General features: G+C 48.9%; 14 protein-coding genes. 10 read left to right on the forward strand and 4 right to left on the reverse strand.

Translation table 11 applies throughout. The features are described from left to right. Positions 1-68: 68 nt before the first annotated feature. On the reverse strand, positions 69-473 hold the full coding sequence (locus ACO6UX_RS11750; RefSeq protein WP_422447731.1) for a helix-turn-helix domain-containing protein: 405 nt from the start codon (positions 471-473) through the stop codon (positions 69-71). A 394-nt stretch (positions 474-867) separates the two neighbouring features. Next, positions 868-1,269: a hypothetical protein gene (locus ACO6UX_RS11755; RefSeq protein WP_422447733.1), complete on the reverse strand. Its 402-nt coding sequence runs from the start codon at positions 1,267-1,269 to the stop codon at positions 868-870. Positions 1,270-1,613: 344 nt separating this feature from the next. Between ACO6UX_RS11755 and ACO6UX_RS11760 the strand changes: the two genes are divergently transcribed. The 5 genes from ACO6UX_RS11760 (at position 1,614) to ACO6UX_RS11780 (ending at position 6,519) form a co-directional block, all read left to right on the forward strand. Continuing rightward, positions 1,614-2,153, forward strand: coding sequence for a TRAP transporter small permease subunit (locus tag ACO6UX_RS11760; protein ID WP_422447735.1), 540 nt, complete (start codon positions 1,614-1,616; stop codon positions 2,151-2,153). Then, positions 2,150-3,526: a TRAP transporter large permease gene (locus tag ACO6UX_RS11765; protein WP_422447737.1), complete on the forward strand. Its 1,377-nt coding sequence runs from the start codon at positions 2,150-2,152 to the stop codon at positions 3,524-3,526. The genes ACO6UX_RS11760 and ACO6UX_RS11765 overlap by 4 nt, the downstream gene beginning before the upstream one ends. Positions 3,527-3,834: 308 nt before the next feature. Further along, complete coding sequence (locus tag ACO6UX_RS11770; protein ID WP_422447739.1) at positions 3,835-4,203, forward strand: glutaredoxin family protein; 369 nt, start codon at positions 3,835-3,837, stop codon at positions 4,201-4,203. 7 nt (positions 4,204-4,210) lie between these two features. Beyond that, positions 4,211-6,007: a DEAD/DEAH box helicase family protein gene (locus ACO6UX_RS11775; RefSeq protein WP_422447950.1), complete on the forward strand. Its 1,797-nt coding sequence runs from the start codon at positions 4,211-4,213 to the stop codon at positions 6,005-6,007. After that, positions 6,007-6,519, forward strand: a complete 513-nt coding sequence (locus ACO6UX_RS11780; RefSeq protein ID WP_422447741.1) for a hypothetical protein — start codon at positions 6,007-6,009, stop codon at positions 6,517-6,519. The genes ACO6UX_RS11775 and ACO6UX_RS11780 overlap by 1 nt, the downstream gene beginning before the upstream one ends. Before the next feature lie 355 nt (positions 6,520-6,874). Here ACO6UX_RS11780 and ACO6UX_RS11785 read toward each other — a convergent pair whose 3' ends face one another. Continuing rightward, entirely contained in the window at positions 6,875-7,618 is a 744-nt protein-coding gene (locus tag ACO6UX_RS11785) for a glutamine amidotransferase-related protein (RefSeq protein WP_422447743.1), read from the reverse strand. A gap of 580 nt (positions 7,619-8,198) precedes the next feature. On the opposite strand from ACO6UX_RS11785, the gene ACO6UX_RS11790 reads away from it, so the two are divergent. Beyond that, positions 8,199-8,684, forward strand: coding sequence for a glutathione peroxidase (locus ACO6UX_RS11790; protein ID WP_101747585.1), 486 nt, complete (start codon positions 8,199-8,201; stop codon positions 8,682-8,684). Between the two features lie 46 nt (positions 8,685-8,730). Beyond that, positions 8,731-9,843 carry a PilT/PilU family type 4a pilus ATPase gene (locus ACO6UX_RS11795; protein ID WP_422447745.1) on the forward strand — a complete coding sequence of 371 codons (1,113 nt, stop codon included), beginning with the start codon at positions 8,731-8,733 and terminating at the stop codon, positions 9,841-9,843. Between the two features lie 52 nt (positions 9,844-9,895). Here ACO6UX_RS11795 and ACO6UX_RS11800 read toward each other — a convergent pair whose 3' ends face one another. Next, positions 9,896-10,384 carry a GNAT family N-acetyltransferase gene (locus tag ACO6UX_RS11800; RefSeq protein ID WP_422447747.1) on the reverse strand — a complete coding sequence of 163 codons (489 nt, stop codon included), beginning with the start codon at positions 10,382-10,384 and terminating at the stop codon, positions 9,896-9,898. Between the two features lie 183 nt (positions 10,385-10,567). Between ACO6UX_RS11800 and ACO6UX_RS11805 the strand changes: the two genes are divergently transcribed. The 3 genes from ACO6UX_RS11805 to ACO6UX_RS11815 all read left to right on the forward strand — a co-directional run bounded on the left by ACO6UX_RS11805 (position 10,568) and on the right by ACO6UX_RS11815 (position 15,065). Then, positions 10,568-11,008, forward strand: a complete 441-nt coding sequence (locus ACO6UX_RS11805) for a hypothetical protein (RefSeq protein WP_422447749.1) — start codon at positions 10,568-10,570, stop codon at positions 11,006-11,008. A gap of 614 nt (positions 11,009-11,622) precedes the next feature. Beyond that, the gene (locus ACO6UX_RS11810) at positions 11,623-12,111 is read left to right on the forward strand and encodes a hypothetical protein (protein WP_422447751.1); all 489 of its coding nucleotides are present in this window, start codon (positions 11,623-11,625) and stop codon (positions 12,109-12,111) included. Between the two features lie 242 nt (positions 12,112-12,353). Further along, positions 12,354-15,065 (forward strand): hypothetical protein, encoded by a 2,712-nt coding sequence (locus ACO6UX_RS11815; RefSeq protein WP_422447753.1) that lies wholly within the window; start codon positions 12,354-12,356, stop codon positions 15,063-15,065. The last annotated feature ends 106 nt before the right edge of the window (positions 15,066-15,171 follow it).

Raw genomic sequence — 15,171 nt, forward strand, 5'->3', positions numbered from 1 at the left:
CTCATAACCTCTTGCGTAAGGGGCGGCGCGTCTAGCGCCGTCCGCTGGGTGCTGTTGTTATGTTTGCTTTACTCCAGGTTTTCTGCCCATGACGTATCGGTTATTCTCGGATCGTCGATTCGCTGGCCGAAGCAGTTGTAATGATCCTCTTTTATCTGCTTGAACACGAACGGCTCGAACAACATTCGATACAGCTTGGAGATGTTGCCCCCTTTCTGGTTAGTACGGTAACAACTTTCTATAAAGCCTTCTTCTTCCAGCTTTTTTAATCCGGCGCTGATGGTGGGTTGACTGGTGCCGACCATATCTGCCAACAGTTTCTGGCTTGGCCAGCATTCGCCTTCAGTATTGGCAAACGTTACCAGTACGACCAGCAAGTATCTTTGCGTCGGTGTCAGCGCCTCCATCCCTTTATTTTTAAGTTTGACCCGAATCATTTTTAACAAACCAATCCCGTAAGCAAAGGAAACCATGCTATACTGCTCCGCGAGCAACAGCTCATATTTTGAGAGGAAAACCCGGTAGGAGGACCAACTCCTGTGACCGGGTTTTTTCTTATGCGCAGCAAATATAGTTGAGCCTCAATAAAAGACAAAAAATATTGATTTTTTTATAAATTTTTTATCTTATACGCAAATCTGCGTAAAGCATCACCCAATCGGGCAGTGAGTGCCAGCCTATCAACCCGTCGATAGCCCCACCGAAATTGAGCGAATTTCAATATCAACCAGTTGATACAAACAAGATTAAAGAACAGTATCAAAGAACCAGTTGCACAATGCGGCCTGCGCGGGTGAACATAACACTCTGCTTATGCAAACTCATTTCGCATAAGCAACATAACCATCGCCCAGAAACCACGCCCTATCACCGGCCTTCGAGCCTTTTTTTTATAGCGATCATTGTGTTTGTTCTTGTATCTCTGTGTTGTCGCTGACGGACTTTTTTAATCATGTTTTCATGCCATTTGGGAAAATCAAGTATATCCACACCTTCCTCCTTACCTTTTATAACTCTGTCTCTCCATGCCTTCTTTGTTACAGGGAAAAGTTTCTCATATCTATCCTTTCTTACCATGTATTCCGTTTCTGTAAAATCATAGCCATATCCATTTGTGCGGCCATATTTGATTGCTTCTTCTATCCAGTCTTCAAGTTCATTAATATATTCAAACTCGGTTTTCATTTCTTCTTCTGTGACTGGTTCCTCGTCCCATTCAGCCCCAAGATAAAACTCTATACGTTCTCCCAAAAATCCAAATTCCGACATAATTTCTTGACCTGTCATCCAATAAACAACCAAGTATAGACTGCCCCCAAAGGACGCCCCCTCCCCCCTCTGCCAACACAATACCGGTAATCATCACCGGACACCTTTCGCGGCATGGAAAACATCAACCTTCACAAAGCTCATGAGCGGTCGTGAGATAGTGAAATTGCTCAACCCTCATGGGAAAGCCTATAATGGCCTCGCTTAACGTGTTCTGTTTACTGCACTTTTTTAATCAAGCATCAAAAATGCCCCTTTCAGGGTCTGGTAATGGAACACTGAAAAATAATGATAATAACAAGCAGCCAAGCATTGAATGCGTTGGCTGTCGGGGGAAAGACAGTATGAATCCCACCTGGAAACTTGCCAGGTCGGTGGTGGCCGCCATCGACCAATTCACAGAACACACCGGAAGATTGATCAGCTGGCTGACATTACTGCTGGTATTCGTCGTCTGTACCGTGGTGGTTTTGCGCTACTTGCTCAATATCGGCTCCATCGCCATGCAGGAATCGGCCATGTATCTGCACGCCATGGTCTTCCTGGGTGCCAGCGCCTACACACTCAAGCACAATGGCCATGTCCGGGTGGATGTCTTCTATCGAACCATGAGCCCACGGAAGCAGGCACTGGTCAACAGTCTGGGCACCGTGTTCCTGTTGCTACCGGTCTGTCTGTTTATTGGTGTGATGAGCTGGGATTACATCGCACGTTCCTGGCACATTCTGGAACAGTCCCAGGATCCCGGAGGGCTGCCTTTTATCTATCTGCTGAAAAGCCTGCTCCTGGTGATGGTGGTTACCCTTCTGCTTCAGGGCGTTGCCGAACTGATGCGTTCTCTGATGATCCTTACCGGTGCAAGCCGCCAGGAGGGCAGATCATGATGGACGCCATTCCTTTTCTGATGTTTGCCACCGTCTGCCTGGTGCTGCTGGCTGGTTATCCCGTAGCGTTTTCCCTGGCAGGTACCGCCTTGCTGTTTGCCGGAGCCGGATCACTGTTTGGCGTATTTGATTTCTCGCTGATGAACGCCCTGCCCAGCCGACTGTTTGGTGTTATCACCAACCAGACCCTGATTGCTGTGCCGCTGTTTGTCTTTATGGGCGTGATGCTGGAAAAATCCAAAGTGGCAGAAAGCCTGCTGGAAAGTATGGCCCGACTGTTTGGCAAAACCCGGGGCGGCCTTGGTCTCTCGGTGATTGTGGTTGGCATGCTGCTGGCCGCCAGCACTGGCATTGTCGGTGCCACGGTGGTCACTATGGGTTTGTTATCCCTGCCCACCATGCTGCGTCGGGGCTATTCCCCGGCACTGGCAACCGGTACGATCTGTGCCACGGGGAGCCTTGGGCAGATTATTCCCCCCTCCATTGCCCTGGTGCTGCTGGGCGATGTGTTATCCAGTGCCTACCAGCAGTCACAGATAAAGATGGGTGTCTTCTCACCGGATACGGTGTCGGTTGGCGATCTGTTTGTGGGTGCCATCATTCCCGGCTTGCTGCTGGTTTTCTGTTATGTCGTCTATCTGGTGGTGGTTGCCCGCGTTAAACCGGATGCTGCACCGGCACTGACCGACGACGATCTGGCGTCCATGGGCAGCAACCGTTCCCTGTTATCCTGCCTGTTGCCACCGCTGGTGTTAATTGTCGCGGTTCTGGGCTCGATCCTGGCGGGTGCCGCAACACCAACCGAAGCGGCCAGTGTCGGTGCGGTTGGTGCGATCCTGCTGGCGATTCTGCGCCGACAACTCAGTATCAAAACGCTGAGAGAAGTGGTTCGCTCAACGACACAGGTCACCTGCATGGTGTTCATGATTCTGATTGGAGCTTCCATTTTTTCCCTGGTATTTCGTGGCTTCAATGGTGAAGAGTTGATTCACAGCTATTTTGAAGCCATGCCCGGCGGGGTGTTTACTGCCGTACTGATTGTCATGCTGGTGATGTTTCTGCTGGGCTTTATTCTCGATTTTATCGAGATTACCTTTGTCGTCGTGCCCATGGTTGCCCCGGTGCTGCTGGCAATGGGGCTGGATCCGGTTTGGTTGGGGATTATGATTGCAGTCAATCTGCAAACCTCATTCCTGACCCCACCTTTTGGTTTTGCCCTTTTCTATTTACGGGGGGTTGCACCGCCAGAATTGGCGACAGCCGATATCTACAAAGGGGTGATTCCCTTCATCATCATTCAACTGATGGTATTGTGTGCGTTAGCAATATGGCCAGAACTGGCAACCTGGTTGCCGGATAAGGTTTATAACTAGTTCATGGTTTCAATGAGTTTGACGTGTACAGTCTCCGTTCACACTGAGCGGAGTCGAAGGGTGCTTGGCACGATCTATCAGAGTCCGGAGTTTCCGCCTTTAAGCCCTATGGGTCCTTCGACAGGCTTCAGGACGAACGGAGTGCGGAGGCACGATAACCACTCATTGAAACCATGCAAAATATAATTGTCATTTCTTATCCATGGCACATCATACATCGGGCACTTGATTTCGTATAAATCCATGGCCATCAGTCAAAGGCTTTGGCTTAACTGATACAATGGGACTTTTCACTGGTACTCAAACCTATGTTATTAAAAATTATTCGTAATGTATTAGGCTACGGTATTGCGGCAGCGGATAAGCTGACCCGCCCGAAAGCGATGGCACGTTCACCGGAGCAGCAGGCCCGGGTGGATGCACAAACAGCCGATATGACGCTCTACCAGTTCACGGCCTGCCCTTTCTGTATCAAAACCCGCAGGGCCATTCACATACTGGGCCTGAATATCCAGACCCTGGATGCCATGAACGATACTCAGGCCCGTAATGCGCTGCAACAGATGGGCGGCAAGGTTCAGGTGCCTTGCTTACGTATTCAGGAAACGGGCAAAGACGATATCTGGATGTATGAGTCCGGCGATATTATCCAATATCTGCAAAAGAGCTTTGGCTAATCCCGAAATGGTCTACCAGCTCCGCCCCTATCAAAAAGATGCCGTTCACAGTGTGATACGGCATTTCCGCAAATCCAATGACCCGGCCCTGCTGGTGCTGCCCACAGGTGCTGGCAAGAGTCTGGTTATCTCCGAGCTGGCCCGCATTGCCCGTGGCCGCGTTCTGGTTCTGGCCCATGTGAAAGAATTGGTGGAACAGAACCACGGCAAATACCAAAGCTATGGATTGCAAGCCTCCATCTTCAGTGCCGGACTTGGGCAGAAAGAAGCCTCTGAACAGGTGATATTTGGCAGTGTGCAAAGTGTTATCAGAAATCTTGAACAGTTCCAGAACGCACCGGACCAGAAAGCATTTACCCTGCTGGTTATTGATGAGTGTCACCGGGTATCCATGGAGAAAACCTCCAGTTACCACAAGGCCATTGACCACTTTAAACGCCTGAATCCAAACCTTAAGGTTCTCGGTCTGACAGCAACCCCCTATCGCCTGGGGATGGGCTGGCTGTACCAGTATTATCAAAGCGCTGAAAATAAGGGGACGGTCAGAACTGAAGAGCCTCGCTTTTTCCAAGAGTGCCTGTTTGAGCTGCCACTGTCTTACATGGTTGATAATGGTTATCTCACGACACCCGAGGTGGTTGATGCCCCCATTGTGTTCTACGACTTCAGCCAACTATCCCGGGATAGCTTTGGACGTTATGGCGAGCAGGAACTGAATCAGCTATTGAAAGGGAAAACCCGGGCCACCCGGGAAATCATCAATCAGGTGAAAAAAGAAGCCGCTACCCGTAAAGGTGTCATGGTGTTTGCCTCAACAGTAGACCATGCCCGTGAGATTATGGGTTACCTGCCAGACGATGAGAGCGCCCTGATTATTGGCGATACGCCCGCAAAAGAGCGGGACCGTCTGATTGCCGCGTTCAAACAGCAGCAGCTTAAATTCCTGGTGAATGTGTCAGTGCTCACCACCGGTTTTGATGCCCCCCATGTAGACCTGATCGCCATACTGCGGCCAACAGAGTCCGTCAGCCTTTATCAGCAGATCGCTGGCCGGGGGCTGCGCCTGGCACCGGACAAAAAAGAGTGCCTGATTATTGATTACGCGGGCAACCGCTTCAATTTATACAGTCCGGAAGTGGGCGAACCCAAACCGGATTCCAAAGCGGTGCCCGTCACGGTGCCCTGTCCTGCCTGTGGCCATGAGAACCATTTCTGGGGAGTGGTCGATGGCGATGGCGATCTGGTGGAACACTACGGTCGACGCTGTCAGGGCTTTGCAACGTTTTTGGCGGACAACGGCAGCGAAGTGAAAGAACAATGTGAGTTCCGCTACCGCTTTAAGGAATGTGACCAGTGCGGTGCTGAAAACGATATAGCCGCCAGAAAGTGTCACAGTTGCCAGCACGGACTGGTTGACCCGGATAAAAAACTTCGAGAGGCTCTCAACCTGAAAAACTGCCTGGTGATCCGCTGCTCTGGCATGGAAATGAATGCGGATAAAGACACTCAGGGCAAACAGCGCATCCGGATCACCTACCACGATGAAGACGGTGCCGAAGTCAATGAGTTCTTCAGGCTGGATACCCCTTCACAGCAAGGTGCGTTCTATCATCATTTTGGCAAGCATGCCCTGATTAATCGTGCTGAGCCATTCCGGGCGTCAACGGTGGATAATGTTATCCACAGCCGCAAGAAATTTCGCAAACCTGACTTTGTGATAGCGCAGAAGGAAAAGCATTACTGGAAAATCATTGATAAGCTGTTCGACTACGATGGCAAATACCGCAAGGCCGAAGCGCTCTGATGCACGTCACTTATCACATAACCGGGCAAACCCAGAACCGCATCAATCCGTTGATGATTAAATACAGTCCGAAGCATACGCTGGTCATCTGGGTTGCCTCACTGGCCTGTTTACTGATGCCGATGCTGGTCTTTCGGAACAGCCTGAGCAACATTCTGCTTTCCGGACTCTTTGGCTCTGCCTTAATTACTTTCCTGATACTGAACCTTGGCCTCAGGTATGCCGTGCATAAACGCTTTGGTCTTCATTACCAGCCGGACCTTGACCTGGAAACCCGCACTCTGTGCCTTGAGGAACATGGCATCAGCATCCATTCATCATTACTGAAACCGGCTTTTCGACCCTACAAGCAGGTAAAGATGATCACGGTAGAAGACAATATTATTGTCATCGCAGGAAAAAGCGGCTGGCTGGAGATGATCCCCCGGGATCAGGTTACAGAAGGCAACTGTGGATTATTGCTGGATACGCTCTGCCAGAGAGCCGGGAAAAAAATAAAAAGTTCCAGCTGAGGCAATAAAGATAAACTAAAATTTTGTCAGGTAAACAGCACTGCACGGTTTGAATAGCGATGTGCAAGCTCCCCGTTATTACTCTGTTATTGGTTACCTTATTATCTGCCTGCATCACAGAAAGTCCGGTACATGGCAATAAATATGCTGACAAAAAGAGCGTCAGCGGCTGGCTGGAAATACCACCAAACCCTGAGATGCTGAACATGGCAAAATTTGCGGCCAGGGACTTACAAAACGACTCGGTACTGAAAGTAACAGAAGCAAAACGCCAGAATATCCTTGGCACCTGTTATCTGCTTGCTTTTCAAATGAGCAGTGGTACACAGTGGCAAGCGGAACTTTACCAAGACCCTTACGGTAAACTGACTCTGCTTGAATTGTTAAGCCCATTTCCCGCAAGAAAATGAACGATAGCCTCGCCTGCTTGAGCCCGGTCATCAGGCAATCCAACCGCTCCCAACGCCTTATCAATTAATCGATCACCCACCATGGTGCGCAGCCTATCGCACACATCCATAAAAAATCCGTCGACAAATTCAGGATGCGCCTGCCAGGTCAGGATGGAAGACCCCCGTCGAGTAATGGCGTTCTCGCAGAAATCCGAGGTTGCCAGCACGGCAAAGCCCGGAGCCACTTGATCCACCTGATCCTGATGTACCGCCAGAACGCGAATCATGCTACCGGACTTAAAACACCCGAAATCACACAGCGCTTTCACCGGATAAGCACCTAACCCCCATCCTCCGGGAAACTTACGAACACTGCCTCCCAGGGACTGATGAATAATCTGATGACCAAAACAGATGCCCACCAGCAATGCATCACACCTGACAAGGTCGATAATCAACAGCCTGAGTTTCAGGATCCACGGCTCTGAATCATAAGCAGAAGACTTGCTGCCACTGATAATCCAAGCGTCACATTGGTCAACGGAGGATGGAAAGCGGCCTTGATAACAGCGCCAGACAGAATACTGCCACTGACCTGGCATCACCCGGTCAACCATCATTTTGTAATCATTATCAAAGGTGCCAAAACGCTTAATAGAGTCTGGATGATGTTCATCGCACAATAAAATACCCAGTCGTCTGTTCAATGCCAGCTTCCCCGAAACCTGTCTTCTGCATTAGTACAGTCTATATCGACAAGAAGCCCATTGCGGACACAAAGCAAACATACCTCCCAGAGCCTGCTATACAAACCATGGTTGCCTCTACAACATCACAAAGCTGATATCAGTTGCCCCCACGCCGAGGCCATAACAAGCTTGAACAAATAATTAAATTTTTTTTCATCCAGAACTTGCGTTATCCACACACCCAACATTATAATGAGAATCGTTATCATTAAGATTAAAGATGTTTCATATCAGGCTCAACCTGACTCTCCCCAAGCCTTTGTTGAGCCACCCAAGCACTTAACCTGTTGACTTATGGAGGGACTGCCATCGAACGAAATTTCAGACCTGACTAACTGGCAAATGCCAGTGATTCGCAAATCCTCATCTTTAGGGCCTGAATTTCAGGCCTTTTTTTTGTTGTTTCCTGATCCGATCCTGTCCATTATTGATAAGCTGAAAAATTGCATGTTACGTGTGCAGCAAGATATTGGCTATCAAGCACCTTTCGGATGGTAACCCTGCTGCATTGGTCTAATCAGAAAAAGAGCCGCTACCGATGGAACTACAGAAGTACAAAATGCCCTTGCTTGGCGGGGAAATGAAAGAACTCGCTGACTATGAGAACAAGGTCATTTTAATCGTCAATACTGCCAGTAAATGTGGCTTCACTCCCCAGTACCAAACCCTTGAAGAGCTATACAACAAATACAAGGACCAGGGGCTGGTCATCCTGGGCTTCCCCTGTAATCAATTTGGTCGTCAGGAACCCGGGGGCAGTGAAGAGATTGGTGCTTTCTGTCAGAAGAACTACGGGGTTACCTTCCCGATGTTTGAGAAAATTGAGGTGAATGGTGATCATGCCGCGCCACTCTATAAAGATTTAAAATCCGAAGCGCCCGGACTGCTGGGTACTCAGAAGATAAAATGGAACTTTACCAAGTTCCTGGTCGGTCGTAAGGGCGAGATCATTGACCGCTATGCCCCCACCACCAAGCCGGAAGATATCGAAGAAGACATCTGCAAAGCATTAAGAGAGAGCTGAGCGAGCCGACAAACTAAGAGTCTCAACAACCTGACACTCTTATACCGTGGATATTAACAAAGCACTCTCCCTGCTGGCTGATCGCAACGGTTCAGAACTGTTTCTGACGGTCGGCTACCCCCCCTGTTTGAAAATCAATGACCAATTGGTACCAATAGCCAACACCTCGCTGACCAGCGAGCAGGCCCACCATATTTTTGCCAACATGATGGGCGAAGAGCGCTTTAAAGAATTCTGTGAGACCCGTGAAAGCAATTACGCGATACAGAACCCGGAGTCCGGTCGTTTTCGTATCAGTGCGTTCTTCCAAAGAGGGGAACCCGGAATGGTGATCCGGCGCATTCACCACCATATTCCGTCCCCCCGGGAGCTTGACCTGCCGGAGATTTTCTGCGACCTGATTCTTCAGGAAAGAGGTTTGATCCTGATTACCGGGCCAGCAGGTGCCGGTAAAACAACCGCGATGGCATCCCTGGTGAACCATCGCAACACTACGGGTAAAGGGCATATCATCACCATTGAAGACCCTGTTGAATTTATCCACAGCCATAGGCAATGCATCGTCACCCAGCGAGAAGTTGGACTGGACACCCAATCTTATGAAGAAGGTCTGTCGAACGCCCTGCGTCAGGCACCCGACCTGGTGGTTATTGGTGAGATCCGCACCCCCGAGGTGATGAGGCATACCATTGAGTTTGTGCAAACGGGTCACCTCTGTATTGCAACCCTGCATGCCAACACGGCCTATCAGGCGCTGGAACGCATCATTCACTTCTTCCCCCGGGAGCAACATGAAGAGGTTCTTCTGGATTTATCACTGAGCTTGCAGGGAATCCTCGGGCAACAGCTGCTCAGCTCTGAAGATGGTACGGCCGCCTATCCTTCCCATGAAATCCTGTTAAATACACCGGCGCTGGCCGATCTCATCAAAAAAGGCAAAGTGGATGAAATCCATGACCTGATGGAGCGCTCCAAAGACTCGGGTATGCAAACCATTGACCAATCCATTTTCAAGCTGTTTGAGGCTGGAAAAATCACCGCCCAGCAAGCTATCCAGCATGCTGACTCCTCCAATAACATGCGCCTGCTCATAAAGATGCATGGTCATCAGGGAGGGGACGATAATTCTCTGTCACACTTGACCATTTCCACGGATTGAAGCAGCCTGAGAATAACACGGTGCAACAGGTATTTATCTGCTGCACAACCACCTATCCATGCTCTTCTATTAATGAACGCTGCCAGATGGATGTATCAATAACCTGATCAAACTTAACACCACAGCGCTCCATCACTCCCACCTTTCTATACCCCAGTTTCTGATGCAATGCCTCGCTGCGCTGATTGGGCAGGGCAATCACACCAATCATTTCCCGAATCCCCAACGCTTTTGCCGCACTGAATAACGCCTGATACAACAAGGTACCGATGCCACGTCCACCAGCACCATCGCGCAAATATATGGAACCTTCCGCCGTATACCGATAGGCGGCCCGAGCATGATAATGGGCAGCATAGGCATAGCCGAGCACCTCACCCTCTTGTTCATAGACCAGAAAACAGTGTGCTTTCTCCAGCCTTTTCCCGATCTCTTCAGGGGTCACAGGATTAACTTCAAAAGTAACCGTACTGTGCAAAACATAGGTGTTGTAGATATCCGCTATCTGGGCACAATCATCTGGTTTGGCGGTTCTTATCATCAATGTACTGCCTGTCCATCACAAAATTATGTGAATGCAGCATATTTGAAATAACCATGGAAATCACTGCAAACCGACATGATTGTGTCAGCACCACTGACCGGCCTGTTATCACCTTTGCAGGGAACTAAAGGTACGATCTTCCTATCAAATTCTTTGAACAAACTATTGAGGATCATACCCATGACAGGAAAAACACACTTAAGCATATTCTTTGCAACACTGCTCTGTATTAGCTTTTTCAGCTTTGCGGAACCTGCTCAACCATGGAAAACGGGGAACATAAAGTTGTATGGCTTGCTAATACCAGTAATCCAGGCAGAAGAAGGAGACATCAATGGCTTTATTGCCTGTTATTCACATGACATGGAAATGCCATCTTACCCCGTAGAAGAAGACATTTACGTAAAAGGCTTTGTCTCTATGGAAGGGGGGCAGTACAAAGGACGCATTTTTCATCCCGAAGGGTATTTAGATATGGATATCAGCCCTGTATATACAACACCCAGCACTATATGCCAGGAGTACATACCCTCCTGCCAAGATGAGAACACTGAATGCTGGGCAGGCGGTGATACCGGCGGCTACTTTGGTCACCTTCTTCGGGCAATTAATGCCGAGTGATACTCTTTCGGAGTCGTTCCCGGTGTTCCGGGGCTGTCACGAAAGTTGCACAAGCACTGAAACCACAAAGACCACCAAGTATATTTATATAGGCTTAGTGCTCTTTGCGGTTCCTGAAAACGCTTTTTGATCTGTCTTTTACGACAACTTCTTCCCTGTAGGAATACATACCAAACCTCTCCGCAAATTCAACACCGCCATTAAACTCTCATGTCACCTTATCCATTAACATCACTTTTCAGGTGTCTGCTATTGCCCGGAAAGATATACATGGACCAATTCATGAAATTCGTTGATTTCAGAACTGTGTCAAAATGTGATTCAAAAACACAATAAGAAAAGAGGTTACTTCATTGATATAAGTCAATTACCACACATGTGACTCTGTATGTATTTTACGCAAGCCGCCATCGGCATACCGAGCATTTACACTTCAAACAAGCAGTGCAAAGCCTCAACAAGAGTGAATTCCACAAGCACCTTGTTGCATCAACTAATATCTTGCGGCTCTTTTTTGAAAAATTTCTTTAACTTGAGACGTTTTGAGCCCGCTGCCCATAACGACAGTTAAGCGGTTTAAAGCAGTATCAATGAATACCGTGAGGGTATTTTTTGTGAACCGAATGATAAGTGTATTCATGGCCGTTGTGCTTGCGGCCTCGTTTATGATGTCTACTGCACAGGCTGCAGAAAAAGTCCGCTCCCAGATGCTGGCCTATGTGGTCACCAGTGAGAATGGTAAAGAGACCCTGAAGAAAGCCGCCACTGCCGAGCCGGGCAACGTACTGGAGTATCAGCTGGCCTATACCAACACCTCAGCCGAGGCCATGTCGGGCCTGAATGTGGCGGTGCCGGTACCGGCCAACACCCGTTATCTGGACAAAACCGCCATTACCGTAGTGCCCAGCCGCTTTGAAGTAAGCATTGATGGCGGAAAAACCTGGGAAGGTGAACCGGTTAAACGACTGCGTAAAGATAATAATGGCCAGCTGAAAGAGGTGGTGATTCCGGCCACGGAATACACCAACCTGCGCTGGCTGGTTCAGCGTCCATTGAAAGGGGGCGAGGTTCAGCAGTTTACATATCGGATTCAAGTGATCTGATTCTACGCAACCAGCCCACTGCCATCAGAAGAAGAACAGCGCAGCCTCTCCACGGGGTGCACCCACCGGGGAATTCTTGAAACGCTTGTTTGACACCTTGGCCTGGTGCCGGGAGATGACGGCTTTGTCCACAGAAAAAGGCAAGTCATCAACAAACGTACAGAGAGTGGTAAAGCAAAAATAATTTCAATTCAACAATGATGCACAGAGCAATGCTTGGTCGAGGGGTCAAAATAAAGACAATGTACAGCAGTAATCGACAGCCCATTATGGCGTTCTGGACCCTTGCCCTGTTAGCCATTTCGATGCTTTGGGGGGCATCGGCTTATGCTTTTACTCCGGCAGGGACGGTGATTAAGAACCTGGCGACGGTGACCTATCAAGATAGTCTGGGTAACAGTTATACGGCGCAATCCAACGAATCTTCTGTTACCGTGGCGGAAGTTTTTTCAGCCAGGCTGGAAAAAGACGGGCAAACTAAAGATGGTGCTCCCGGGCAAATCGTTTACTTCCCGCACCAGCTGATCAACGATGGTAATACTCAAGACCGTTTCCAGCTGGAGGCAACAAACAGCCATGACCTAAGTGAAGTAAAAGTCTATCTGGATACCAACGGCAACGGTCAGCCCGATGACAATGAACCCGAGATCAAACTGGATGAATATCTTAAAGTCGCTGCTGGTACCACAGCCAATCTGGTGGTGTCTGCTCGGGTGCCTGGCACTGCTCAGACCAATGATAAATATACATTGCTTATGAACGTTGCAGCACCAAACAACTCTTCTTTTGGTGGTGCAAATCAGGCAACAAACACTAATACCATCACCGTAACCACAGGCCCGGTAATTGTTGCAAGCAAGCAGGTGGTTAAACATATTCCTGCTGAGTTTGGCTCGGACGGAAACCCAAAAGCAAATACAGGTTCTGTCACCTACCGCATTAAGATTACCAATAATGGTTCTCTGTTGGATGAAGGTGGCATTTATGACTTCCTGCCCCACCTGCTTGATTTGAGCAGTATTGAAAACCCAGAGGGCCAGGATGCGCGTCTGAGTGGTTTTGTCACAAACATAGACAAGCCTGCCAACATTGAAATTCCCTATTTTCCTCACCATGCAAAAGCCTTATACATGGATCTGAAAAACCTGGATACCGGGGCTACAGTTGCCTTTGAGTTTACTGCTACTTACCCAGACAAGGATGTAGACGGTAATAGCTTAACGTTTTATGCCAACGCTTTACTGCAGAACAAAGCGTTTGTCACTTTCGGTGACAAAGTGTCAGAAACCAATCTTGTCTCCACAACACTGCCCCAGTTCTACGGCGTCGAGGCTGGTGAAAATAAGACTTTGCCTGAAGAACCGGCCGGTGGCATTGCCGAGTTTACCAACACTATCGTAAACCTGGGTAATGGTGCAGATACATTCAACCTGACTTTCAGTAACCACTCGTTCCCAGAGGGCACAGTACTCAGCCTCTGGGACTCAACCGGTAAAACCCCTCTGAACGACACCAATGGTGATGGCACTGTAGATACGGGCACACTGGGTAAGGACGGCAAAATCACGATTATGGTCAAGGCCCAGCTGCCTGTGGGTGGCAAAGACACACCATCAACTGTCACACTCACTGTGACCTCTGCCGGTGATGCTACTTTTTCTGACTCTGTGATCAATACGCTGGAAAAAATCACAAAAGAAAGGATCGATCTGGCTAACTATAAAGTCGAACAGGACGGGAGCGATGTAGAGATTAATTTCCCTGCTGGATCTGAAATTACGATTGAGAAACTATTTGGTATAGACGACGCACACCCTACGACTGCTGGTGCTATATCCACAATCTCCCTGAAGCCAGGCAAAGTCGCCAAATTTGGTCTCTATATTGCCAATGAGTCGGCAACGGCCAGCAGCTTCAGTCTCTCCTCAGAGATTGACAAGAATCCTGGCTGGAAAGTGACCTATATCCATAAAGGTATTTTTGAGAACAATAACACCGATGATGGCAAGGAACTGATTCGCGCCACTGATCGGCCAATCACCTCAACACCCAGCCTGCCCGGCAATTCATTCATGAAGGTCATTGCCCAGGTTGAGATTCCGGCGGATGTGAGTAACGCGAAAGCAGGTGATTACAACATCACTTTCACCATAAACTCCAACATTCACAGTCTGAGCAACAGCACCACCAACAAGATCACCATCAAAAAAGATCTGTTGCTGGAATTCGGCCCTGGCGGTGCCAATCAGGTCGAAGCGGGCGGTATTACGTTCTATGACCATGTGCTGAAAAACCTGAGTAACACCAATCTGGAGGTCAGATTCCCTGCTGTCACTCCACCCTCTGGCTGGATCTACCTGATCTACACGCGGGATGCTACCAACGAACTCAGCGCTGCACCTGTGTCAGGACCCATGACATTGACACCTGGTGAAACAAAAAACATTGCCGTAAAAGTGTTTGCTCCTGCCAACGCCCCGGCTGGTTATGTCTTCAACCTGACCTTGGGTGCTGAGGGCAAATCAGGGGAAACTGTTATGGAAAAGGTATTCCTGACCAACTCCACCACCGTTATCAAGGGCCAGGTTGTACTGACCAAAAAGGTAGCCAAAAAGGGTTCCTCAGACTTTCAGACCCAACTGAAAGATGTTAAACCTGGCGAAACCGTTATCTGGCAAGTAAACGCTGTCGTCCAAGGTTCTGCAGATGCTCACAATGTGGTGATCACTGATGCTGCCCCTCCATTTACCCAACTGACTTCAGCTACCAGCAAATCAGCTAAAGCAGGTAACCCAACAATTACTGAGGGCGAAGGGGTTGCAGTTGTTAACGAAAACAACAGCATCACCTTCTACGTGGGTAAAGGAGCAACAGCGACTTCCGGCGGTACTCTGAGTCCTGGTCAACACGTTACCGTGACCTTTGAAGTGACTCTGGATCAATCAAATCCATAACCGCTCTAACTCTCTTCTGCGCTCCCCACGCGCAGAAGGGCTCTCCCTGCGCTTTGCCAACAGAGCCCAGCGAAAGCCCAAGAAAAACAACAACCCGGATATTACG

This window comes from Endozoicomonas sp. ALB091 (assembly GCF_049310265.1).
In the GTDB taxonomy this organism is placed as follows: domain Bacteria; phylum Pseudomonadota; class Gammaproteobacteria; order Pseudomonadales; family Endozoicomonadaceae; genus Endozoicomonas.

What these genes read in the sequence shown, in the direction of transcription:
- ACO6UX_RS11750 (WP_422447731.1), bottom strand. Translation starts at nt 473, where the DNA reads ATGGTTTCCTTTGCTTACGGGATTGGTTTGTTAAAAATGATTCGGGTC.
- ACO6UX_RS11755 (WP_422447733.1), bottom strand. Translation starts at nt 1,269, where the DNA reads ATGTCGGAATTTGGATTTTTGGGAGAACGTATAGAGTTTTATCTTGGG.
- ACO6UX_RS11760 (WP_422447735.1), top strand. Translation starts at nt 1,614, where the DNA reads ATGAATCCCACCTGGAAACTTGCCAGGTCGGTGGTGGCCGCCATCGAC.
- ACO6UX_RS11765 (WP_422447737.1), top strand. Translation starts at nt 2,150, where the DNA reads ATGATGGACGCCATTCCTTTTCTGATGTTTGCCACCGTCTGCCTGGTG.
- ACO6UX_RS11770 (WP_422447739.1), top strand. Translation starts at nt 3,835, where the DNA reads ATGTTATTAAAAATTATTCGTAATGTATTAGGCTACGGTATTGCGGCA.
- ACO6UX_RS11775 (WP_422447950.1), top strand. Translation starts at nt 4,211, where the DNA reads ATGGTCTACCAGCTCCGCCCCTATCAAAAAGATGCCGTTCACAGTGTG.
- ACO6UX_RS11780 (WP_422447741.1), top strand. Translation starts at nt 6,007, where the DNA reads ATGCACGTCACTTATCACATAACCGGGCAAACCCAGAACCGCATCAAT.
- ACO6UX_RS11790 (WP_101747585.1), top strand. Translation starts at nt 8,199, where the DNA reads ATGGAACTACAGAAGTACAAAATGCCCTTGCTTGGCGGGGAAATGAAA.
- ACO6UX_RS11800 (WP_422447747.1), bottom strand. Translation starts at nt 10,384, where the DNA reads ATGATAAGAACCGCCAAACCAGATGATTGTGCCCAGATAGCGGATATC.
- ACO6UX_RS11805 (WP_422447749.1), top strand. Translation starts at nt 10,568, where the DNA reads ATGACAGGAAAAACACACTTAAGCATATTCTTTGCAACACTGCTCTGT.
- ACO6UX_RS11815 (WP_422447753.1), top strand. Translation starts at nt 12,354, where the DNA reads ATGTACAGCAGTAATCGACAGCCCATTATGGCGTTCTGGACCCTTGCC.